The 23,286-nt window shown below is 33.2% G+C and carries 19 protein-coding genes and 1 pseudogene; 18 read left to right on the top strand and 2 right to left on the bottom strand.

The features are described from left to right. Nucleotides 1-46: 46 nt before the first annotated feature. A pseudogene (locus ABH959_RS27305) lies at nucleotides 47-244 on the top strand (oxidoreductase); the annotation flags it as partial. Between the two features lie 34 nt (nucleotides 245-278). On the opposite strand, the gene ABH959_RS27310 reads toward ABH959_RS27305, so the two are convergent. Further along, complete coding sequence (locus tag ABH959_RS27310; RefSeq protein WP_113936742.1) at nucleotides 279-1,934, bottom strand: Na/Pi cotransporter family protein; 1,656 nt, start codon at nucleotides 1,932-1,934, stop codon at nucleotides 279-281. Between the two features lie 460 nt (nucleotides 1,935-2,394). Further along, on the bottom strand, nucleotides 2,395-3,597 hold the full coding sequence (locus tag ABH959_RS27315) for an MFS transporter (RefSeq protein ID WP_063219340.1): 1,203 nt from the start codon (nucleotides 3,595-3,597) through the stop codon (nucleotides 2,395-2,397). 473 nt (nucleotides 3,598-4,070) lie between these two features. Between ABH959_RS27315 and ABH959_RS27320 the strand changes: the two genes are divergently transcribed. The 17 genes from ABH959_RS27320 to ABH959_RS27400 form a co-directional block, all read left to right on the top strand. Further along, entirely contained in the window at nucleotides 4,071-5,159 is a 1,089-nt protein-coding gene (locus tag ABH959_RS27320) for a DUF871 domain-containing protein (protein ID WP_113936741.1), read from the top strand. 78 nt (nucleotides 5,160-5,237) lie between these two features. Continuing rightward, nucleotides 5,238-7,178, top strand: coding sequence for a BglG family transcription antiterminator (locus tag ABH959_RS27325; protein WP_404493408.1), 1,941 nt, complete (start codon nucleotides 5,238-5,240; stop codon nucleotides 7,176-7,178). Nucleotides 7,179-7,288: 110 nt separating this feature from the next. After that, nucleotides 7,289-7,609 (top strand): PTS lactose/cellobiose transporter subunit IIA, encoded by a 321-nt coding sequence (locus ABH959_RS27330; RefSeq protein WP_002087442.1) that lies wholly within the window; start codon nucleotides 7,289-7,291, stop codon nucleotides 7,607-7,609. Between the two features lies 1 nt (nucleotide 7,610). Continuing rightward, entirely contained in the window at nucleotides 7,611-7,916 is a 306-nt protein-coding gene (locus tag ABH959_RS27335) for a PTS sugar transporter subunit IIB (RefSeq protein WP_002087440.1), read from the top strand. 77 nt (nucleotides 7,917-7,993) lie between these two features. Further along, a complete protein-coding gene (locus ABH959_RS27340) occupies nucleotides 7,994-9,304 on the top strand; it encodes a PTS sugar transporter subunit IIC (protein ID WP_404493409.1) in 1,311 nt (436 codons plus the stop codon). Further along, nucleotides 9,280-9,558: a hypothetical protein gene (locus tag ABH959_RS27345; protein ID WP_002087437.1), complete on the top strand. Its 279-nt coding sequence runs from the start codon at nucleotides 9,280-9,282 to the stop codon at nucleotides 9,556-9,558. The genes ABH959_RS27340 and ABH959_RS27345 overlap by 25 nt, the downstream gene beginning before the upstream one ends. Then, nucleotides 9,548-10,633, top strand: coding sequence for a DUF871 domain-containing protein (locus tag ABH959_RS27350; protein WP_404493410.1), 1,086 nt, complete (start codon nucleotides 9,548-9,550; stop codon nucleotides 10,631-10,633). Before ABH959_RS27345 ends, ABH959_RS27350 begins: the two co-directional genes overlap by 11 nt. 821 nt (nucleotides 10,634-11,454) lie before the next feature. Further along, nucleotides 11,455-11,826, top strand: coding sequence for a GntR family transcriptional regulator (locus tag ABH959_RS27355; RefSeq protein WP_075396495.1), 372 nt, complete (start codon nucleotides 11,455-11,457; stop codon nucleotides 11,824-11,826). A 5-nt stretch (nucleotides 11,827-11,831) separates the two neighbouring features. Further along, nucleotides 11,832-12,704 carry an ABC transporter ATP-binding protein gene (locus ABH959_RS27360; RefSeq protein ID WP_404493411.1) on the top strand — a complete coding sequence of 291 codons (873 nt, stop codon included), beginning with the start codon at nucleotides 11,832-11,834 and terminating at the stop codon, nucleotides 12,702-12,704. Beyond that, on the top strand, nucleotides 12,692-13,297 hold the full coding sequence (locus ABH959_RS27365) for an ABC-2 transporter permease (protein ID WP_098225441.1): 606 nt from the start codon (nucleotides 12,692-12,694) through the stop codon (nucleotides 13,295-13,297). The genes ABH959_RS27360 and ABH959_RS27365 overlap by 13 nt, the downstream gene beginning before the upstream one ends. Before the next feature lie 1,538 nt (nucleotides 13,298-14,835). Next, nucleotides 14,836-16,110, top strand: coding sequence for an EF-P 5-aminopentanol modification-associated protein YfmF (gene yfmF, locus ABH959_RS27370; RefSeq protein ID WP_404493412.1), 1,275 nt, complete (start codon nucleotides 14,836-14,838; stop codon nucleotides 16,108-16,110). A gap of 5 nt (nucleotides 16,111-16,115) precedes the next feature. Further along, complete coding sequence (gene yfmH / locus ABH959_RS27375; RefSeq protein ID WP_404493413.1) at nucleotides 16,116-17,399, top strand: EF-P 5-aminopentanol modification-associated protein YfmH; 1,284 nt, start codon at nucleotides 16,116-16,118, stop codon at nucleotides 17,397-17,399. A 1,162-nt stretch (nucleotides 17,400-18,561) separates the two neighbouring features. After that, nucleotides 18,562-19,416, top strand: coding sequence for an ABC transporter ATP-binding protein (locus tag ABH959_RS27380; RefSeq protein ID WP_101169204.1), 855 nt, complete (start codon nucleotides 18,562-18,564; stop codon nucleotides 19,414-19,416). Continuing rightward, on the top strand, nucleotides 19,413-20,063 hold the full coding sequence (locus tag ABH959_RS27385) for an ABC-2 transporter permease (RefSeq protein ID WP_098225447.1): 651 nt from the start codon (nucleotides 19,413-19,415) through the stop codon (nucleotides 20,061-20,063). The genes ABH959_RS27380 and ABH959_RS27385 overlap by 4 nt, the downstream gene beginning before the upstream one ends. Nucleotides 20,064-20,391: 328 nt before the next feature. Continuing rightward, the gene (lanKC, locus tag ABH959_RS27390; RefSeq protein ID WP_404493414.1) at nucleotides 20,392-23,004 is read left to right on the top strand and encodes a class III lanthionine synthetase LanKC; all 2,613 of its coding nucleotides are present in this window, start codon (nucleotides 20,392-20,394) and stop codon (nucleotides 23,002-23,004) included. Between the two features lie 41 nt (nucleotides 23,005-23,045). Continuing rightward, nucleotides 23,046-23,180 (top strand): class III lanthipeptide, encoded by a 135-nt coding sequence (locus ABH959_RS27395; RefSeq protein WP_170924637.1) that lies wholly within the window; start codon nucleotides 23,046-23,048, stop codon nucleotides 23,178-23,180. A 39-nt stretch (nucleotides 23,181-23,219) separates the two neighbouring features. Further along, nucleotides 23,220-23,286 (top strand): class III lanthipeptide (locus tag ABH959_RS27400; RefSeq protein WP_404493415.1); only part of this gene is annotated, 67 nt, incomplete at its 3' end.

The raw sequence follows: 23,286 nt of genomic DNA on the forward strand, positions 1-23,286 counted from the left end.
TAAATTTGATTGAATTGTATAGATTTAGTTAAGTTTATCGTATCGGATTAGCCTTTTAGGAATAGATTCAGTTCAATGTCCAGTAGATGTGAGAAGAGACGTGTGGGCATTGCTAGCAGGTGAGTGGAAAAATTCAGAGCTATTATCTTATACAGAAGAATGTACATTAAAAGAATTAGATGAGAAGTTTGCACTTATACTGCAAGGAAAGTTAAAAGGAAGAACGGTTGTAAAGATGAAATGAAAAAAGAGACGCTTAAATTAGCGTCTCTTTCCTATTATAATGATTGTTTTAAATTTACTTTTCCTTGTTCACCTAAAACACCATCAGCGATATTTACAGCGTGATCACCGATACGCTCTAAGTTACTTACCATATCAACGTAGATGATGCTTGCATCACCTGAACAGCTACGTTCGTTCAGACGTAACACATGGCGTTTACGTAAAACACGTTCCATTTGGTCAATTTTACGTTCTTTTGCAATAACAGTTTGAGCTAGTTCAGTGTCAAAGTTTGTTAAAGCATTGATTGCATCTTGTAATGTTGAAATTGTTAATTCAAGCATTTCATTTAATTCAGCTAGTGCTTCATCTGATAGTGAAACGCGGTTTGAAATTTGGAAATCTACAAGTTCTACAAGGTTTTCTACATGATCACCGACACGTTCAATATCTCCAACAACACCTGCTAAAACTGAATGTTTCTCAGAGTCTGTTGGTGAAAGTGGTTTTTCTGATAGTAAAACTAAATACTCAATAATTTTTTTATCTAAATTATTAATAGCTCCTTCTAATTGAGTAGCCATGTCAGCATGTTTTTTATCTTGTGTATTTAAAAATTGGTTTGCTTCTTTTAATCCATGTAATGAAAACTCAGCCATACGAACGATTTCTTTTTGAGCTTCTGTTAAAGCGATAGCTGGAGATTGCTCAATAAAGATTGGATTTAAATGTTGCGGTTTGAAGTTAATAGATGCATCTTCACCACGAATAATTTTTGTTACAATCCAGGCTAATAATGCAATGAATGGGAACTGAATGATTGTATTCGTTACGTTAAATGTTCCATGTGCAAATGCAATTGTCATTTCTGGATTTAAATTTAATGACGTTTGGAAATATTGAATTAAACTTGTAAATGGTATTAATATAATCGTAAAGATAATGGTACCGATAATATTAAAGATAACGTGAACTAATGCTGCACGTCTTGCTGCAATTGAAGTACCGATTGCTGCTAATACGGCTGTAATTGTTGTACCGATGTTATCACCGAATAATACAGGAAGAGCAGCTTGTAAATCAATAGCACCCTGGCCGAATAGTTCTTGTAAAATACCGATTGTTGCGCTTGAGCTTTGTACAATTAAAGTGAACACTGTACCGACAATAATTCCTAAAATTGGATTATCACTCATGCTAACCATTAACTCTTGGAATGACTCTAAAGAACGAAGAGGTTTCATACCTGCGCTCATTAATTCTAAACCGAAGAATAACATACCAAAACCGAATACAACTTGACCTACAGAATGTACTTTTTTATTTTTAAAGAAGAATAGTAAAATCGCTCCAACTGCCATAATTGGGAGAGCGTATTCTCCGATTTTAATCCCGATAATAAATGCAGTAACTGTCGTACCGATGTTCGCACCCATAATAACACCAATTGCTTGTCTTAATGTCATAAATCCAGCACTTACAAGTCCGACTGTTAAAGCGGTTGTTCCTGAGCTTGATTGAATTAATACTGTAACTAACATACCTGCTAGTACGCCCATAAGAGGGTTTGTTGTAAAACGATCTAGAATATCGCGAAGACGATCTCCAGCTGCTTGTTGCAGTCCATCGCCCATGTATTTAATCCCGAATAAGAAAATACCTAATCCACCAATGAACTGGAAGATCATATCTTGAATATTGTATTCCACGCATTCCACTCCTTAAATTTCATGTACGATGTAATTATTAACTAAACCTTGAGGCACTGTAAACGGTTTATCAGTAAAATTTACACTAAATTTACAAAGGGATAAAAAGTTTACAAATCTTTAAAGAAACACCTGGATTTAATTGGTTTTTTAGACGATATAACTAATCGGTTTGTAAAGAAGTCACATTTGTCACACTATTTGCGGATAGTAAAAATAGGAGAGGTAAACTATCCAAATTGGATGCGCTAAGTAAAGTTTCACCTTATTTATAATAATGGTTCTTTGTATATTTTTTGATTAAAGTTAGAAAAATATGTAGGGGAAATGAGGAGGTTTGAAATGAATGTATTAAGTGAAAATGAAAAAAGCAATGTGATTTTTTTAGGAATCCACTGCTTTTACAAATGTGTATACATGATTTTTTGGTCCAAGTACTTCGAAAAAGAACCAATTAGCATTACCCAACGGCTTTTTCTTTTGTTTTATCCCCCTGTTTTTGCTTCCGTAAGCTTGTGATGTAAATGAAAAGAAAAGCGATAAGTAATAGAGAGGAATATCGATATACTGTTGCATAGTTGGTAAAGTGTGCAATGAATCCAAAAATAATCGCTCCAGCACCAATTCCAAGATCAAATGCTGAGAAGAATGTTGCTGTTGCTACTCCTCTCCGGTGCGGTGCTACTCGGTCAATCATCCATGCTTGTAGTGCTGGTTGAATTGCTCCGAAACCACTTCCGTAGCACGCTGCGGCAATAATTAAGCTCGGAATTGTAGTTGTATACGACAGCAAGATAATACCTGTAAACGTAATAATAACTCCTGGAATGATGACGAATGTATGGCCTTTCGTATCATATAATCTTCCAGAAAACGGACGAGTTACAGCGATTGCAAGTGCGTTAAATAAAAAGAAGAGACTAATATCAGCAATCCCGACTTCTGTAGCAAATAATGTGATAAAGCTCCCAATTCCCCCGTACATTAATGTAATACATAATATTAATAATGAAGGAAGTAAAGCTTTACGCTCAATAAATCCATCGAGAAAGGTACCAGATGTTTGCTGTGGTGGTTGCGGCGATTTTTTGATTTGAAGTAGTTTCGTTAATATTAATGAAACTATTGTGCATGAAAGTGCACATAAAAAAAGAATCGTGAAGTTATATGCTTGCATAAGCCAAAGTCCGATAAGCGGACCGAGCGCCATGGCGATAGTTCCAGAAAGACCGAAATACCCCATGCCTTCACCGCGGCGAGCTTGCGGAATTAAATCTGAAACGACAGTTCCGTATGTAGTCGTTGTAATACCAAAACCAGCTCCGTGTAAAATTCGAACGGCAAGCAATAGAAAAATGGTTGAAGCGAAAAGATAACTGCCCATAGCGAGTAAACAAATAGCGGTACCAATCATTAAAATGATTTTTTTGTTGAATTTCTGCAAGGCATTTCCAGTTAGCGGCCTAATAAAAAGTGCTGCAACGGTAAACATGCCGACAACGAATCCGATATTTGAACTTGTGCCCCCAATTTCTTTCACATAAACAGGTAAAGTTGGAATTAACATTTGAAATCCTAAAAACATACATAAGTTTGCTAGAATTAGCGCAATAAACTCTTTTGTCCATAACGGTTCTCGTTTTACGAGTACTGCCTCTCCCATATATTCATCCCCTATATAAATTTTTTCCTGCTATTTGTGGGCAGTAAAACTCCCACCTCAAAATCCGGCTGGAGCAAAGAAGTTAGGCGGGAGCCCTGCTGCCCTTAAACGCCCGATTGGTGAAGGCTAATAATCAGTGGGGGATGAACAAAACCCCACATTGATTAAAGTTTCACTTTATCTCTGTTCTTTCGAGTATATGTATTGGTCAATGTAACAGTCAAGGAAGGTGTCTTGAAAGCGGATAACAATTTTAAGCTGGAAAACTGACAAATTTGTGTAAATGCTACACAACTATGAAAAAAAGATGTAAAGTATAGATGTATAGACTTGTAGTTGTTATGAATGATAGAAATTGTTTTTTCTTTAAAGAAAGCGGATTCAAATTGTAGTGGAAGAAAAGGGGATACATACTTTTTCGCTACATATATTTGAAAAGGTTTACAATATGATGAAGAAAGAGGCGTGTACATATGAGACGATTAGGTATTTCTATTTATCCAGAGCATTCGACAGTAGAGAAAGATAAAGAGTATGTAACATTAGCGAGTAAATACGGATTTACACGTGTATTCACATGTTTATTATCTGTAGATGGCGAGAAAGAGACAATTATAGAAGAGTTTAAAGAAACGATCTCTCATGCAAATGCATTAGGGTTCCAAGTATTAGTTGATATTAGTCCGTCTGTCTTTACACAATTAGGTATTTCATATAATGATTTATCGTTCTTCCATGAGTTAGGAGCGTACGGTATCCGTTTAGATGTTGGATTCTCTGGTTTAGAAGAATCGATTATGACTTACAATCCATACGGCTTAAAAATTGAAATTAATATGAGTAACGGTACGAAATATGTAGATAACATTATGAGCCATAGACCAAATCGTGAAAATTTAATTGGTTGCCATAATTTTTATCCACATCGTTATTCAGGATTATCATACGATCATTTCATTAAATGCTCGAAACAATTTAAAGATTACGGTATGAGAACGGCTGCTTTTATTTCATCATTTGATGCAACATACGGACCTTGGCCAGTAACAGAAGGGTTATGTACGTTAGAGCAGCATCGCGAATTACCGATGACAACACAGGCGAAGCATTTGTTTGCAACAGAATTAATTGATGATGTTATTATTGCGAATGCTTATGCTTCAGAAGAAGAATTACAAGCACTAGGTGCGTTAAATAAAGAGAAACAAACATTTGATATAGAACTATACGATACAACAACAGATTTAGAAAGAATTATCGTATTAGAAGAACCTCATTTTTATCGCGGGGATGTATCTGAATATATGATTCGTTCTACACAAAGTCGTGTGAAATATAAAAAGGAAGAGTTTAAACCGCATAATACGCGTGAAATTAAGCGTGGCGATCTTTTAATTGATAATGAGCAATATGGCCAATATAAAGGTGAATTGCAAATTGCTTTAAAAGATATGGTGAATACAGGAAAAACAAATGTAGTTGGCCGAATTATAGAGGAAGAAATCTTCTTATTAGATTATTTACAAGCTTGGGATAAGTTTGGATTTACGCTAAAGAAATAATGAACGCGGGATAAAAGGGAAAAAACTACTGATTTCAGTGGCTTTTTCCCTTTTATATAAAGAGCGAGAGGAAGAGCTATGACAAAAGTGCATCAGCGATTAATTTCCATTTTAGAGGAGTTTTTAGAAGAGAAATCGATGCTAAATCGAGCTTTTTTAGCGAGCCGTTTACACGTATCAACGAAGACGATTCAAAAGGATATAAAATTATTAAATGATATATTGGAAGAACACGGGGCGAAAATTGAATCACAAAGAGGGAATGGGTACGAACTAGAAATTATGCAAACTAAGAAATTTGAAGATTTTTGCGTAAATGTATTTCAAAAACAGACAGAAAAGATTCCAACTTCTTATGAAGAAAGAGTAGCGTATATTTTACACCGTATTTTAACGACAGATGGGTATGTGAAGCTTTCACAGCTAGCGGAAGAGATTTATGTGAGTAAATCTACTGTAAACTTAATTATGAAAGATGTTACGGATATTTGTAGTCGCTATGAGTTACAAATTGAAAAAAGACCATATTATGGTATACGTATTGTAGGAGAAGAATTTAATATTCGTTCTTGTTTATCACAATATGGTTTGCCGCGTTATGACCATACTCCGTTTCATGAGAACTATGAGCAGACGGACACATATTTATCGTTACCCCATATTTCTCTCATCCGCTCAGTTATACTAAAGTATATCGAGGGAGGAACGATATATTTATCAGATATAGAAATTGATAATTTATCAATTCATATTGCGATTGCTTTAAAGAGATGCGGGGATGATCATTACATTCAAGCACTGCATGTAGAGGAATCTGAACTTATAATAAAGAAAGAATATAAAATTGCGAAACAGATTTTAGGGAATTTAGGGGAAGAGCTAAAACTTCAATTTCCAGAAGAAGAAATTTTATATGTGACGATGCATTTATTAAGTACTGCTGTTACAGCGAGAGATCGCTATGAAAATGTGGAAGAGCTATTAGGGAAAGACGTATATGCATTCATGCAGCATATTCTTTTCAAAGTAGCGGAAGAACGGAATCTTACTTTTTATTACGATGAAGAATTATTATTTGGTTTTGGTGTTCATTTAAAAACGTTATTAAATCGTTTGAGATATAAGTTAAATACGAGAAATCCTCTTTTGGCAGAAGTGAAAAAAAATTATCCATATGCTTTTGAAATTGCAGTTCTCGTTGGAGATATAATTGGTGAATATACGGGTGAATCCATTCCAGAGAGTGAGATTGGTTATATTGCCATTCACTTCGGCGGAGCGATGAGTCGTTTGCAAGAAAAGAATCAAAAGAAAAGATGTTTATTAGTTTGTGCGACTGGCCAAGGGAGTGCACAGCTATTGAAATATAAAATTCTATCACAGTTCCGAGATAAACTAGAGATTGTAGGTATTACAGGGTACTATCAATTGAAAGTGGAAGATCTTTATAAAGATAAAATAGATTGTATTATTAGTACGATTCATATACCGAGTGGTTTGCCTGTGCCAGTTATAAAGGTAAACTCAATATTTGATGATAAAGAGATTAAATCGATTGGTCAGCAGTTATTTACGCATGTAAATAGTAGTGTGCAGCAATATATTAAGGAAGATTTGATCTTCTTAAATCGTAGTGCTTCTACAAAAGAAGAGGTTATCCAGTTTTTATGTGAGAAAGCTGCTGAGAAAAACTATGTACCCGCAAACTTTTATGCTTCTGTTATGGAGAGAGAGAACACATCTCCTACAGCGGTTGGAAATTTAGTGGCAATTCCGCATCCGATGCAGTTATTAAGTGAGAAAACATTTTTGATGTTTTGTACACTCGATAAGGCGATTGACTGGGGAGATAAAAAAGTACAAGTTATTATTTTATTTAGTGTGAAGCGCAATAATAATGAAGATTTACAAAAACTTTATGATTTTTTATATGATATTATGTCTAATCAAACTATAATAGAAAAATTGCATCAGGCTCAAGCTGTTGATGATTTTCAAGAAATCTTACTATCATTATGAAAAAGTATATTAAAACTTCCGTTACACAACGGAAGTTTTTTATGTTTAATTGTATGCGTTTTCATAATAAGATAAAAATATAGAAAAAACATAACTTGGGGGAATTTTAAATGACTGATATGCAAACTCCATTTGCGTTAATTTTACATGGTGGCAACGCGAGAAGCGCGGCGCTTGAAGCAATTGCTTTTGCAAGACAAGGAGATTTTGAGAATGCGAGTGAAAAGATGACACTTGCTAGTGAGGAAATATCATCCGCTCATCGTATTCAAACGGATTTAATTCAAGAAGAAGCAAGAGGAAATCATGCAGAAATAAGTTTATTATTAGTGCATGCACAAGATCATTTAATGAATGCCATTACAGTGAAAGAACTTGCTGAAGAATTTATTACTCTTCATAAACGAGTGGAAGAGAAAGTGACAGTATAAGATGTACATTTTATTATGTTGCGCGGCAGGTATGTCAACGAGTATGGTTGTAAGAAAAATGCAAGAAGAGGCAAAGAAACAAGGGAAGGATTATAAAATTAAAGCAGTTGATTCAGAACTTGTGAAACTGGAAATAAAAAATGCTGATGTTGTTTTAATTGGACCACAGGTGAAGTATTTGTTTCCAGCAGTAGAGTTTCTTGCGAAATCATACGATATACCAGTTGCAATTATAGAACAACGAGATTATGGCATGTGTGATGGTTTGAAAGTACTTAAGCAAGCTGAACAATTAGTTTTAGCGTAATTATATTTTTTTAAATATAAACATTATAATGTTATAACTTTTGAATTTCGCCACATTGAACATAGGGAGGGTTATCGATGAATGGTTTTATGAGTTTTATGGAACAGAAGATTATGCCGACAACGCAAAAGATTGCGGGGCAACGACATTTATTAGCAATTCGAAATGGAGTTATTTCTACATTACCGTTAACGATTGTCGGGTCATTTTTCGTTATCTTTTTAAACTTACCAATTGATGCATATATGGAGTGGATTGCACCGTTTCGCCATATTTTAGATATTCCATTCCGATTTACAGTAGGATTAATGGCATTATACGCAGCGTTTGGGGTAGGGGCTTCACTCGCGAACTTTTATCAGCTCAATCAATTAAGTGCAGGATTATTATCTGTACTCGCCTTTTTACTAGCATCAGTTGAACCAATTCAAATAACAAAAGCTGTACCAGGTGTTATTGATGCAGGTAGATATATTTCAGTAGGAACATTAAGTGCAACTTCTTTATTCGGAGCAATTGTTACAGCATTAATTGCAGTAGAAATTTATCACTTTATGATTAAGCATAATATTTCGATTAAATTACCAGATAGTGTACCACCAGCAGTTGCAAACTCGTTTGCAGCATTAATTCCAACTTTAGTAGTTATTCTTTTATTCTGGGGTATTCGTTACGGTTTGAAATTTGATGTAAACACAACAATCACATATTTAATCGCACCATTAAAATCAGTATTAGTAGGAAATAATTTATTCGGTGGTTTATTAACAGTATTCCTAATTGTATTCTTCTGGTCGTTCGGTATACATGGCCCAGCGATTTTAGGACCAATCATTCGTCCGATGTGGGATTCAGCAATTCTTGAAAATATGGAAGTATTTACGGCTACAGGAAATGCACATCAGTTACCAAACTTATTTACAGAGCAATTTATTCAATGGTTCGTATGGATCGGTGGATCAGGCTCAACGTTAGCTTTAGTTATTATGTTTATGTTCTCTAAATCTAAGTTCTTAAAAGAGTTAGGTAGATTATCATTCGTACCAGGATTATTCAATATTAACGAGCCAATTATTTTCGGGGCACCAATTGTAATGAATCCAATCTTAATTATTCCGTTCGTTATTACACCGTTAGTTACAACGACGGTATCATATTTCGCAGTTGTTTCAGGTATGATTCCGCTCATGATGGCGAAGCTGCCATTTACGATGTTAGCGCCAATTGCAGCGATTATTAGTACGGACTGGACAATTATGGCCGGTGTACTTGTACTTGTTAACTTTATTATCTCATTCGTTATTTACTATCCATTCTTCAAAATGTATGAGAAGCAACAATTAGCAGGAGAGGAGAAAACAGAATGCTCGGAGCAATTATCATCTTAATTACATTCGTGGCGGGGCAGTGTATTGCACATTATTCAAAGTGGGTACAAAGTAAATCGCTATTAGTTTTACTACTTGTGTCGATATTATTTATTGGATGTTCAATGGGAGCTTATGTGGCATTTAGTTTAGAATCACCGTACTTTATCATCGTACCAACGATTTTATGTGCAACATGTTTATCTGCAAAATATAGATTTACGAGCATGGCATTAATACAACGTGTGAAGGAGATGCAAAAGCATGGAGCGTAAATTAGGAATTTCACTTTATCCAGAGCATTCAACGAAAGAACAAGATATGGCATACATTTCGGCAGCGGCACGCCACGGTTTTTCAAGAATATTCACATGTTTACTGTCTGTTAATCGTCCAAAAGAGGAAATTGTAGCTGAATTTAAAGAAATTATTGAGCATGCAAAAGAGTATAATATGGAAGTTATTTTAGATGTAGCTCCGGCTGTATTCGATCAACTTGGTATTAGTTATAGTGATCTATCATTCTTTGCAGAGTTAGGTGCAGATGGAATTCGTTTAGATGTAGGGTTTGACGGGTTAACAGAAGCGAAAATGACGAATAATCCATATGGCTTAAAAATTGAGCTGAATGTAAGTAATGATATTGCCTATTTAGAAAATATCCTTTCGCATCAAGCGAATAAATCAGCTTTAATTGGTTGTCACAATTTTTATCCGCAAAAATTTACTGGTCTTCCGTATGATTATTTCATTCGCTGTAGTGAACGCTTTAAAAAGCATGGTATTCGCACGGCAGCATTTATTACGTCACATGCAGCTGAACTTGGTCCATGGGATATTAATGACGGATTATGTACGTTAGAACAACATCGTAACTTACCAATTGAAGTACAAGCGAAACATTTATGGGCAACAGGGCTTATTGATGATGTTATTATCGGAAATGCTTATGCGAGTGAAGAAGAGTTAGAGAAACTAGGAAACTTAAATCGTTACATGTTACAGCTAAAGGTACAATTTGTAGACGAAGCGACTGAAGTAGAGAAGAGAGCAACACTGCAAGAATTACACGTAAGACGCGGTGACATAACAGAGTATATGGTACGTTCTACAGAAGTACGTAAAAAGTACAAAGACTATGACTTCCCAGTGCGCGAAAGTGTACGACAGGAAAGAGGGCAAGTTGTAATTGGTAATAACTTATTCGGAAAGTATAAAGGTGAACTACAAATCATTCTGAAAGAAATGCCAATAGATGAACGGAAAAATATTGTCGGTACAATTGCGGAAGAAGAACTGTTTTTACTAGATTATGTTGGGGCTTGGACACAGTTTACTTGTGTGGAATAGGGAAGGGAGGAGAGGATGCTATGGCATCCTCTTTTTTCTGTTGTAGTTTATTGCTGCTAACAATATATCTTTTGGTTTAAGGGTTGGATGTGGTGTGGCTTTGAAATAAAGTCTGTAAAGGATTGTTTTAAACCAATCCAAGTTAACACAACTAGAATTTTAAATTAAGAAAATAGCTAATAATAATATTGTACATCTAATAAGAGCATGTTTATTTATCAAAACTGATGGTGCTAATTTAATCAAATATTTAGAGGTGAATAATATATAATTATTTAGTTAGCTTATTTACGTATTTTCAATGTTTAAAGATGGAGAATCTCCCTTTTTTAGAATGATTTATAATAATTCATTTAATTTATTATCCAATTTTAATGTAAACGTTCTTGTACTAAGCTTCTGTTCTATTGCTTCAAGGTTGGTATATAACTTTCTTTCTTTTCAAATAAAAGTAGTTGCACGATGTTTTAAGTGTGTATATAATTCCTCGTATAGTTTATATAATGTATATAAACTATATGAGGAATTATATTGAAATAAGTTTTCGATGATAATAAATGGAGGGGTGACCATTACTAATATTTTATAGAGAATTTGAAATTAGTAACTACTCAAAATGATGAAGTGTGAGTGGAGAGATTTTCAGATGTCAGGAACAATAAAGTGATACTATATTAGTTATGCAAATTGCTAGATGATTCCCCTTGTTATATTTTTAATTATATAATTGATTTATATTGCGTTGAGGGCATTTTCCTGAAGCCACAGTACAGGACATTATTTCAAATGTTCTTACAAAAAAATACAAAAGAGGTATTGGTATGCAAATAATTATTTCAAACAGTTCAAAGGAGCCGATTTATGAACAAATTACGAATCAAATCAAATCGTATATTTTAGCAGGTGAACTACAGGAGGGGACAGCAATACCTTCCATGCGTAATCTTGCAAAGGATTTACAAGTTAGTGTAATTACAACGAAACGTGCCTATGAGGAATTGGAAAAGGCGGGCTTTATTTATTCCATTGTAGGAAAAGGTTCTTTTATCGCAGAGCAAAATCTAGAGGTCATGAGAGAGAAGAAGCTGAAGGTCATTGAGGAACAATTGAGTGCGGTCATAACGAATAGTAAAGAAATTGGGATACCACTTGATGAAATACAGCAATTATTGAAGATTTTATATGAGGAGTGAAATGAATGGGAAATGTGGTTGAATTAAAAAATGTAACGAAGAAATTCAAAGATTTTTCCGTTGAAAATATTGATTTACAAGTGAAGCAAGGCTTTGTAACGGGATTTATTGGAGCAAATGGGGCCGGTAAGTCTACAATCATAAAAATGATGATGAATCTATTAAAACCGGATTTCGGAGAAGTTAAGCTTTTCGGATTGGACTACAAGACGCATGAGAAGGCGATCAAGGAACGCATTGGGTTTGTATACGATGAGAATGTATTTTTTGAAGGGCTGGACTTAAAAGATATAAAACGTATTGTTGCACCAGCTTACAAACACTGGGATGATACATTATTTTATCAATATGTTGAAAAATTCGAATTACCGCTAAATAAAGCGATAAAAACTTTCTCAAAAGGGATGCAAATGAAGACTTCATTGGCGATAGCACTATCACATCATGCAGAGCTAATTATTATGGACGAGCCGACAGCAGGCCTAGACCCCATATTTAGACGAGAGCTGTTGGATCTTTTACAGGAATCAATGATTGATGGTAATCGTACCATTTTCTTCTCTACACATATTACAACAGATTTAGATCGCATCGCAGATTATATTACTTTTATGCAGAATGGGAAATTAGTATTTAATCAGTCCATTCACGATGTAGTTGAAAACTATGCGCTCGTTAAAGGAGGATTGGATCTGCTAGATAGAGACACTGAAAGGGCATTTGTTTATGTTCATCGTGCTCCAACAGGGTTTGAAGCATTAACGGATAATATTAAAGATGTGAAAAGTACTTTCGGGGATACAGTTGTCATTGAACGCGCCTCTCTGGAAGATATCATGTATTACTTTAAAGGGAGGCAGACCCCATGTTTAATTTAATCAGACGTGATGTCATACTACAGAAGAAACAGCTATTAATCTTTATTCCCTTTATCGTAATCTTTATCATTTTGGGCGTACCTCCAGTTTTGATTTTTCTGGTTGCCAGTATTTTTATTCCCTTTAATACATATGCTTACGATGAAAAAGTAGAGACAAATATATTATTAAATTCCTTACCTTACACACGTAGGGAAATTATCGCATCACGCTATATTGGCGCTATCGTATATATGATTCTATCCATTGGGGTGACAAGTTTAGTATTATTTACTTTCAATGAACCTTTTACGATTACTGATATTGCGATTGGCAGCGGCTTATTTTTATTATTTGTTGCGTTTACCTTCCCATTATTTTATATATTTAAACCAGGCTATATTACAACAGTTGTTCTCATAAGCTTTATTATTTTAACATGGATAGCACGGCCTATTGCATCGTTTATAACTGAACACTCAACAGTAATAACTGATTTTACTGTCAATTTATCTATCCCGGCTTTATATACGTTAGCGACACTTGTTATTGTGGGAGTCTATGTTATTTCTTGGGGGATTACCACAGCTATGTACCAGCGAAAAGCGTTCTAAGTAGGTTCTTTGTACCAACTGAAAAATTCAAGTGAAATTCGATTAGATGTATGATGCAAGAAGCAGCAATATTCTTTTTTGGGATATAAAGTTATATGACTGAAAGTGTAGTAATGGTCCTTTAATAATCATTGGTCGACAGGGAGAAGTAAACTTTGAATCAATTTTTCTGGAGGTTGGTCCTACACGGGTTTCGATGGAGTTTTTATATATGCTGCTGGGCTAGATACTGATTGGGGCCTCTGGTGTAACGCATCTTAGATATTGAATTTTAATATAATACTTAAACATTAGAAATAATGTTATTCAAGAAAAGTACGCCATTCTTAAGTAAGGTGGTGTCTTCTTTTATTCAAGTATATTCTTGAATGAGGAAAGAAATTGTATGTATAATCTTTGAATTGCGATTTATTACGGGGAAAGTCATCATTTTCGTACACCTATCGATACGTACCTTGATTAAAATAAATATGTAATAGCAAGATAAATATAAAAGTGGAAATAACTTAATCAAAAGATGTTGTAAGTTCCTTATCTGAGGAGGAATGAGCCCTCTTATCTTGAGGCTATTCAAAACAAAAATGGGATGCGAACGCAAAGCCATTTAAGAATTCTCCCGTCGCACCAAAAGGTGTAGAGCTTGTGCTTTTAATTGTAGATGTTTGATTGTATAGAAAAAGGGAGACTATGCTCTGGAAAGATTTACAGTAGAAGGAAGAACATTAATAATATTATTGTGGATTTAAAAGAAAATAGTACTATTTTACCCCTTTAGGCATTTTTGTTGAGAGGGGTGTTTTTATATCTAAAAGAAAAAGAACATCTGAAATTGAAAAGTAGATTAAACAAGGTTGAGTTTCAGAAGAGGTGCAAATTATAAAGCTATAGTTAAAGATTCAAGATATATCCAATAAGGTTGTTCAATTTATTTAAAAGAAATGAATTTCATTTGACTTATATTACCAGGTTAAGTTATTGTAAAATTGTATAAAGTTAAAATTTTTAAATAAAACAAATTCCGTAACGGATTTTATTTAAGGCGCTATACATTGAAGGGAGGTTTATTACATATATGCGTTTTATCACTGTCTACATGTTAATTTTTAGATACCATTAAATGTGGGGATAAGTAGGGATATTTTATTGCTTATTATGTATTAAATACTTTGATCAGGAAGCTTAACAGCCTGTTACTAGAGGAAAATGACGAATTTTATTACTGGATTGCCCTTTTGATTGCTTTTCTTTTATTGCAGTAGTTTTAAAGACGTTGTATTGGATTGTGTATGAAAATTATTTAAATGTAAATACCTTATATATTAAGGGAATTCTATAAAGATATGTGTCTCCTTAATATTTCACATTAAAATATGATAATATGCAAAACCTAAGTTTAAGATTAGTATATATTTCTTGTTCAATACAGAGATTCTAACAATAAAAGTAGAAGTTTACTTAATATATTTTTAGGGGTATACAGAATGGGCGTAATAATAACCAAATTAAAGTAATAATATATGAGGAGAGGGATATGAAAGATGGAAGATATACATATAAGTTCCAGTGAACAAAACGGGTTACAGCTACACCTATGTAACACAGATAAATTTAAGACAATTAGTATAATGTTGATGATAAAAGCACCTCTTCAAGAGGATTTAACTACCGCAAGAGCATTAATTCCTTATATTCTGAATGGAGGATCAATAAATTACCCGAATCGTAAGCTATTAAAACAAAAACTTGATGAGATGTATGGAGCCACTCTTTCAACAGATGTCCTAAAAAAGGGTGAGAATCAAATTATTGCTTTTAGAATGGAGCTACCTGCAGATAAATTTCTTAATGTACCTAACTCTTTGTTAAAATCATCTTTAGATTTATTGCACGAGGTTGTTTACAGTCCACTGCTTGAAAATGGAGTATTTAATTCCGCAATTGTTGAACAAGAGAAACGTTCATTTAAGCACCGACTTGCTTCAGTGTATAATGAGAAAATGCTATACGCCAATATTCGTTTGATAGAAGAGATGTTTAAAGGTGAACCGTATCAACTGTCTGTATTTGGGAGAGAAGAAGATATTGCTTCACTTAATGCAGCATCTATTTATCAAGTATATGAAGAACTACTTCAAAACGCTTGTTTTGATTTATTCATCGTTGGTACCTTGAATGAGAATGAGATTAAATTAATGGTACAAGATGTTTTTTCTGAACAACATGACACCAAACTTATAAAGACGATTTCTTCAGATAGGAAAGCTGTAAATGGTGTCAAGATTATTCAAGATAAAATGGATGTGAAGCAAGGGAAACTTCTTTTAGGCTATAGAACTTTTTCGACAATACAAGATGAGGATTATGAAGCTACAAGGGTAGCGAACGCAATTTTTGGTAGGTTTCCATCTTCTAAATTATTCGTTAATTTACGTGAAAAGGAAAGCCTTGCTTATTTTGTACTTTCACAAATAGAAAGCAATAAAGGAATATTAACAACGATGGCTGGAATTGATTTTGATAATTATGAACGTGCAATTGAAATTATGAGAAAACAAGAGTATGCGATGAAAGAGGGGGACTTTACTGATGCTGAAGTTGAACAAGGTAAAGCGATGTTGATTAATCTATTCCTAGAAGCATACGATACTCCTCTAGGAATTATGGATATATCTATTCAATCGGTTGATAGTGGATTATCTAATAAAATAAATGATCAGATTAAAAGAATTCGTATGGTATCAAAAAGCGATGTTATTCGAGCTGCTAATAAATGGGAACTAGATACTATCTACTTCTTAAATAGAAAGGGATAAATAAAATGAATTCAATAATTTATAAGAAATTAGGAGAGACAATATATCAAGAAAAGCTCGCCAATGGTCTTGAAGTTTTCATACTTCCTAAGAAAGAGTTTCATAAAACATTTGCGACATTCACAACAAAATATGGTTCAATAGATAACAAATTCTCATCTCTAGGGAAAGAATGTTCCACTCAAGTTCCAGATGGAATAGCACATTTCTTAGAACATAAAATGTTTGAAAGTGAAAAGGGTGATGTTTTTCATACATTTGCAAAGCAAGGAGCTTCTGTTAATGCTTTTACAAATTTTACTCGTACGGCCTATACAGTATCAGCTACGTCTGAAATAAACAAAAATCTTATAACTCTTCTAGACTTTGTTCAAGATCCATATTTTACAGATGAAACGGTTGAAAAGGAAAGAGGCATCATTGAACAGGAAATAAAAATGTATGATGATAATCCGAATTGGCGTGCCCGATTTGGAATCTTAGAAAATATGTATAAGAGTCATCCTGTGAAAATTGATATAGCGGGAACAATAGATTCTATTAATCAAATCACTAAAGAGGATTTATACTCTTGCTATAATACTTTCTATCATCCTAACAATATGTTACTTTTTATTATCGGACCTGTAGTTCCTGAAGAAGTAATAAAGCTCATTCGGGAAAATCAAGGGAGAAAAACATTTCCAGACCCTGAAGAGATTCAACGCATATTCCCTAATGAAGATGCAAAAGTGAATAGAAGGTCAAGTATTATGAAACTTCCAGTTCAAATACCTAAAGTTTTTATTGGATATAAGGAAGCTAATCCTATGAGACAAGGTAAAGAGTTGCTTAAATATGAGCTATCTCTAAATGTTTTACTGGAGCTAATGTTTGGTAAGGGCTCTAAAGCGTACGAGAAGATGTATGATAATGGTTATTTGGATGAATCGTTTACTTTTGATTATACAAATGAAAAGTATTTTGGTTTTTCGGTAATTGGTGGAGGTAGCCAAGAGCCTGAAGAAATTATAAAAATTGTCAATGAAACTATCTTTGAGTTTAAGAAGGAATCAATAAAGAAAGAAGATACACAACGTGTAATTAAGAAAGAGATTGGCAACTTCTTAAGTGCTATTAACTCTCCTCAATTTATCGCTAATCAATTTACACGCTATCGTTTTAATGATATGGATTTATTTGACGTTTTGCCAATGCTTGAAAATCTAACCGAAAAAGATCTTGAAGAAGTACTACATTTACATTTTTCTGATGAATCAAGAACAACGCTAATTGTAAAAGGGGAATAAAATAAATTACAAGAAAATTCTTGTATTAATACAAGTTATAGATAGGTTCAGAATCTAACCAAGTACTCAGTACTAAAATTGAATCCGCTTACGTATTAGTCGAGTAAGTGAGTGGCAAATTGTTAGACATCTAAAACTAACAATAAAAATATAAATATACAATATTATAATAAATGGTTTTATTGATGTTTTGGATAATAACTGTTTCTTATTTTCGGTCCATCGAAATATAAGGGGGGATAATAAATTCTTTTTAATTAAAACATGATAGAAATATTCATAAATTTCTTCAAGGAAAGTGAAAGTAAGTATATAGCTTGATTTTTCAGACTCATTTTTAAAAAAATATTGTAAAATTCAGTAAAAATATTGAAATAAGCTGGAATTCATATTATTATATATAATATATATATACAATATACAAAGAAAGGCGATACAAACTCCAGTTTTTTACTATTTGTAAAAAACAGATAGTGATATGTAAATCCCATAGAATTGGTAAATTGAAAATTAATTTGGTGTTTTATTCCCATGACATTTTGATTTTTTATCGCTTCATATTACATATTGTATTAATGGCTTAGGCTTTAGTTTTCCCTGATAGCGATACTATAGCTATTACATTAGAAATAGAAAAATTGAGGAGGTAGATTCCATCCCGCTTCATGAAATGAACAACAAGCATTTTGTGATAAACTCAATAACCTTCAGTTTTATTAGTCCATCTAGAGTAGCACATTTATTTCTGTTATAGCATCGCAACCAGTTGGTTAAACATTCAATAATGAACCGGGCAGGTTTGCTCTAAACTAAAGTTTACTTAAAGAAAAAAGCGGCATTTTGATACAAACTTGTAGGTTTCTGGTTCTAGGAGAAGGTATAAGCACTTTGTAAAAATGACAGAGTCAAATACTAGAGTGCTCCTTATCCTTCGCCAGTTTTTAATTTTTAATCGTATATCTTGAAAGAAGGTGCTCCAATAGACAATATAAATAATAGATAAAATTCACCTAGAATCTCCTATCAAATAAATATGGGATAAAACAATCATATTTATAGATGAGGAAGCTACAATGCTAACTTGGATAAATTATAAAAAGAGATTTCAAATCAACTCGAATTTTTTTGGAAGCAATCTATTTATTATGACAGGAGTGAAACGATGTCAAACCTTTTAGAAATTAAAAACATTCAAAAATCTTATGACGATAAAGTTGTCCTAAAAAATATTACATTCAATGTGCCTTCAGGATCAATTGTTGGATTCATCGGTAATAACGGGGCAGGTAAATCAACAACATTTAAAACAGTACTAGGATTAATTTCTAAAGATGGCGGTACAGTTAAAATATTAGGAGAAGAAAATATAAATAAACATGCCAAGATTAAGGAAGAGATTGGGGTCGTATTTGATGCTATGAATCTACCGGCTCATCTTACAATAAAACAATTAAGTAAAGTTTTTGAAAAAATGTTTGAATCTTGGGACCAAGATAATTTTTATAGATTAGTTAATTCTTTTTCTTTACCTATAGATAAAAAGGTAGATAAATTCTCACGTGGGATGTCAATGAAATTGTCTATAGCTGTTGCGTTGTCGCATAATGCAAAATTATTAATTTTAGATGAAGCGACGGGAGGGCTTGATGCCGCATCAAGGGAAGAAGTGCTAGATGAATTAAAAAGTTTTGCGAGTAAGAATAACTGTGGTATATTACTTTCTTCTCATATTATGAGTGATGTAGAGAAAATAGCTACTCATCTTGTCATTATAAAAGATGGAGAAATTATATTAAATGAAGAGAAAGATAAGGTTTTGAAAAGCTATGCGATTGTAGATATTGAGGGAAAACAACTATCCTTAATCAACAAAGACATCATTGTGGCGAAAAGAAACTATGGATCTTATTTTAGTGTACTTGTATCAGATGTAAATACATTACCAAATGATTTTGTTTTTAGAAATGTCTCAATGGAAGAAATTAGTGTTTTATTAACAAGGAGTGAAAATAAGTGAGAGGTTTATTATTGACAAGCTATTACCTAATTTATCGAACTTTTTTAATGTTCATGGCAGTAGCTATATTGGGGTCTGGATTAATTTTTTATTTTGGAGATGCTTCAATGTACAATTTGATTGCTGTATGCACTATATTATTTGCGGCGATTCCTGCACTTGAAGTTGTTAAACATGAGAGTAAGTCTGGTTATGATAAATACGTACTTACTTTACCGGTTACTAGGGGTAATATTGTACAAAGTCACTACTTTTTCTATTTTTTAGTTGTAATTATTGGTACTTTATTATCATGTGGCATATTTTATGTATATGGTTTAATTTCAGGTGCAACAATCGATGATAGTATATTTAAGGGCATTTCTTTGGGGATTTTCATAATCCTTAATGCAGGTGCAATATCTTATCCACTCCTCTATGTTTTCGGTGCGGAAAAATCTGATGCTATTACAATTGGAAGTGCATGTGGGGGCCTTCTAGCATATTTTGGATTGCAGGGCGTGATTGGATATCTAATAGAACAATTACCACTATCAAACTTAAGTCCAGTTATATATATTTCAATTCTATATACAATATTTGGTGTTATCATATATATTCTTTCTTTTCTTATTTCTATACTTATATATCATAAGAAAGAATTTTAATATGTAAACAAAATATATTTACTCTTATTGAAGTGGCATTGGTTGTAAGTAGATACTTAGTCAGAAGAGAAATCAAGTATTGGTGTGAGGGTGCTATAACTAATATAATTTTAGCTATAGCACTTACGATAATAATGGATTATTTATAATAAATTGAAAAATAAATATGTTAATTAAAATTAAATAACGTGCTAGTAAAATCAGAGTGTTTTAGCGGATTTTCTCTTAATATGGTTGAATTTTTTAGTTTTATAGCCAAGATATCATTTATGATCATCTTTTGCAGAATCTAAACAATAATTATAGATAGCTAAATGGAGGTCTTTTTATGGAAGGTAATATGCTTTATCATCGCTACTTAAAACCGAATTCTGAATATTACGGTAAAATGAGTGAGAGAGAACAGGATTCTATATACGAACTAAATGACATTCCTGATACATATGCTGTTATATTAAACAATGACTCAGTTTGGAAGCACTATCATGTTAAGGGCTCAATACTCCCAGAACAGGGGTGGAAAATTCATGTAACTTCATCATTAGAAGATTCAAAGAGTGTACTAGATAAGGTAGCAAGGTTATGCATAGATAAGAAGATTGAGTTCAAGCATCTTAAGAATAAAGATAGTTTTATGAAGATGAATTCGAAAAATGCTAATCGTGCTTCTTCTGGGAAGTTTATAACAATATACCCTAAAAATAACGAAGTCTTTGTTGAATTGTTAGAAATGATTTCTTCAGAAATCCAAGATTTTAAAAAAGGACCTTATATTCTTAACGATAAGAGATGGAAAAATAGCAATGTATTCTATAGATATGGAGGATTTAAAGGTATCATTAATAAACATGGAGAGCATTGTATTAGGGATGAGAAAGGTAATTTAATTAAGGATCAAAGAAACCCCTTTTACCAAGTGCCTGAATTTGTGAAAGACTTTGATGATTATCTGAATACAATTAATAATTCTGGAGATTTGGAAACCCAAGGTGAGAGTAGACTTGAGCAATATAAGATTGAAACAGCACTTAGTTTTAGTAATGCTGGTGGGGTATACCTTGCGACTCGAAAGAAAGATAACTTGAAGGTAATTATTAAGGAGGCGAGACCGAGCGCCGGTTTAGATGGGGCGGCTCAAGACGCTTTAGCAAGGCAAAAAATTGAGTATGATGCTTTGAAAAAGCTTAAAGATGTGCCTGGTGTTGTTAACTTGATTGATTATTTTCAGGAATGGGAACATTATTTTCTCGTAGAGGAATTTATTGAAGGGCGAGACTTAAGACAATGGATTGCCCAAGATTTTCCGTTCTTTAGAGATAGTAATAGTATGAGTAATCATGCTGAAAATGTAAAAAAAATACTGTTACAACTGTTCACTCTAATAGATGGCATGCATAATAATGGGATTGCTATGGGTGATTTACAACCAGCAAATATAATGGTAACTGAGGAATTAACTGTTAGGATAATAGATTTTGAAACTGCTATGCCTGTAAAATCTGAAGATAGACCTACTCTGGCAGCAATTGGATTTGTTTCACAGGAAATGAAGGTTAGTGGTGCAAGAGATTGGTTTGGATTTAAGAAATTGATAAGGTATTTAGCGCTTCCGTTACTGTCTTCAGAAGATTTAGAGGGTTATTTACAATATAATCACCTTAATTGGATAAAGGAGAATTATGGAGAAGAATTTTATAGTTTTATTTTGAATTTACAAGAGCAATGTGATAAGAGAATACAGGATTATCAAACATATAATCCTAAAGAAATTAACCTAAGTGATCAGATAAGTGATTTTGATTTAACTTCTATTATTAATAAGTTATTAATAGGTGTTGAGAATAATTTAACAAATGATGAAAGGTTTATTAATGGTGATATTCGTCAGTTTGAGATGAATGGAGGGAAATTTAATTTTTTAACAGGAGGAAGTGGAGCTGCCTTTGCACTAACTAAAAATAGCTCTAGCAGTACAGAAATAGATAAATGGATTCAAAGTATTTTGTTGAATAATCTTTCTCTAATTAAAGAAACTGGATTATTTACTGGGAAAACAGGCATATTGGCTTTACTTTACGACAGAGGTTATAAAGAAGTTGTCATAAACGAGTTGAATAATTTAAAGGATAATAGTAACAAAAGTGATATTTCTTTGCGATCAGGCCTTTCTGGGATAGGTATATTCATTATTAGCTTATACTTGGAAACTAAAAATACTGAATTTTTAAATTTAGCAGAAGAGTTAGGTAGTTTAATTGAAATAAACAGAGTTAAAAATGAACCCCTAAGAGTTAATGATTGGATGGCGGTTGATATAGGCTTAATTGATGGACTATCTGGTGTATCCCTGTTTTATTCAGCACTTTATTCGGCTACCCATAATAAAAAGTATCTAGAAAAGGCTGAGGCATTACTAAAAAAAGATTTAGAATCGACAAAAAAAGATGATGTAACGGGTGTATTACAAACAGTCGATAATAAAAATCGCCTATTGCCATACCTTTCTGGAGGCTCTATTGGAGTTGCTATTTCAATTTGGTTTTTAAACCATGTGAGTGGACAAGACCTTTATAGAGAAGAGATGGATGCGATTTTAAAATTATCAAAGACACGTTGCACAATTAGTGGTGGCTTATTTGATGGCGCAGGTAGCTTCATGTTACTTCCTGTTATGGTTAAAACCGATAAAGAACGTAAGATGATTCTTAATGAGGTATTGAATTTACTTAATCTCTTTTTAATTGAGAAAAAAGGTTATTATGTATATCCAGGGCAATTTTCTTATAGATTATCCGATGATGTTTATACAGGTAGTTCAGGAATAATTTTAGCATTAATGGGAGTAGTCAAAGATAATCCAATCTATTGGTTACCTTTGATAAATTCAGATGAATTTTTAGCGAGAACAAAAGCTAAGGAATTATCAGTAACTAGCGGATAAATTTAATAAATGCCTTTAATCAAATAAAGGAGGTGAACAAGATGAACGCAGTATTAGAATTACAAAAATTAGCGAATGACACAGACGGAAAAGGTCAAGCGGCGGATGCGACGATCACTACGGTGACAGTAACATCAACTAGTATTTGGGCTTCAACAGTAAGTAATCATTGTTAATCAGTAACCAGCTTTAATCAAATAAAGGAGGTGAACAAGATGAACGCAGTATTAGAATTACAAAAATTAGCGAATGACACAGACGGAAAAGGTCAAGCGGCGGATG

Source organism: Bacillus sp. RC51 (genome assembly GCF_044908115.1).
Lineage (GTDB): Bacteria > Bacillota > Bacilli > Bacillales > Bacillaceae_G > Bacillus_A > Bacillus_A mycoides.

What these genes read in the sequence shown, in the direction of transcription:
- ABH959_RS27320 (WP_113936741.1), top strand. Translation starts at nt 4,071, where the DNA reads ATGAGACGATTAGGTATTTCTATTTATCCAGAGCATTCGACAGTAGAG.
- ABH959_RS27335 (WP_002087440.1), top strand. Translation starts at nt 7,611, where the DNA reads ATGTACATTTTATTATGTTGCGCGGCAGGTATGTCAACGAGTATGGTT.
- ABH959_RS27340 (WP_404493409.1), top strand. Translation starts at nt 7,994, where the DNA reads ATGAATGGTTTTATGAGTTTTATGGAACAGAAGATTATGCCGACAACG.
- yfmF (WP_404493412.1), top strand. Translation starts at nt 14,836, where the DNA reads ATGGAAGATATACATATAAGTTCCAGTGAACAAAACGGGTTACAGCTA.
- ABH959_RS27315 (WP_063219340.1), bottom strand. Translation starts at nt 3,597, where the DNA reads ATGGGAGAGGCAGTACTCGTAAAACGAGAACCGTTATGGACAAAAGAG.
- ABH959_RS27360 (WP_404493411.1), top strand. Translation starts at nt 11,832, where the DNA reads ATGGGAAATGTGGTTGAATTAAAAAATGTAACGAAGAAATTCAAAGAT.
- ABH959_RS27355 (WP_075396495.1), top strand. Translation starts at nt 11,455, where the DNA reads ATGCAAATAATTATTTCAAACAGTTCAAAGGAGCCGATTTATGAACAA.
- ABH959_RS27380 (WP_101169204.1), top strand. Translation starts at nt 18,562, where the DNA reads ATGTCAAACCTTTTAGAAATTAAAAACATTCAAAAATCTTATGACGAT.
- yfmH (WP_404493413.1), top strand. Translation starts at nt 16,116, where the DNA reads ATGAATTCAATAATTTATAAGAAATTAGGAGAGACAATATATCAAGAA.
- ABH959_RS27350 (WP_404493410.1), top strand. Translation starts at nt 9,548, where the DNA reads ATGGAGCGTAAATTAGGAATTTCACTTTATCCAGAGCATTCAACGAAA.
- ABH959_RS27345 (WP_002087437.1), top strand. Translation starts at nt 9,280, where the DNA reads ATGCTCGGAGCAATTATCATCTTAATTACATTCGTGGCGGGGCAGTGT.
- lanKC (WP_404493414.1), top strand. Translation starts at nt 20,392, where the DNA reads ATGGAAGGTAATATGCTTTATCATCGCTACTTAAAACCGAATTCTGAA.
- ABH959_RS27330 (WP_002087442.1), top strand. Translation starts at nt 7,289, where the DNA reads ATGACTGATATGCAAACTCCATTTGCGTTAATTTTACATGGTGGCAAC.
- ABH959_RS27365 (WP_098225441.1), top strand. Translation starts at nt 12,692, where the DNA reads ATGTTTAATTTAATCAGACGTGATGTCATACTACAGAAGAAACAGCTA.
- ABH959_RS27395 (WP_170924637.1), top strand. Translation starts at nt 23,046, where the DNA reads ATGAACGCAGTATTAGAATTACAAAAATTAGCGAATGACACAGACGGA.
- ABH959_RS27325 (WP_404493408.1), top strand. Translation starts at nt 5,238, where the DNA reads ATGACAAAAGTGCATCAGCGATTAATTTCCATTTTAGAGGAGTTTTTA.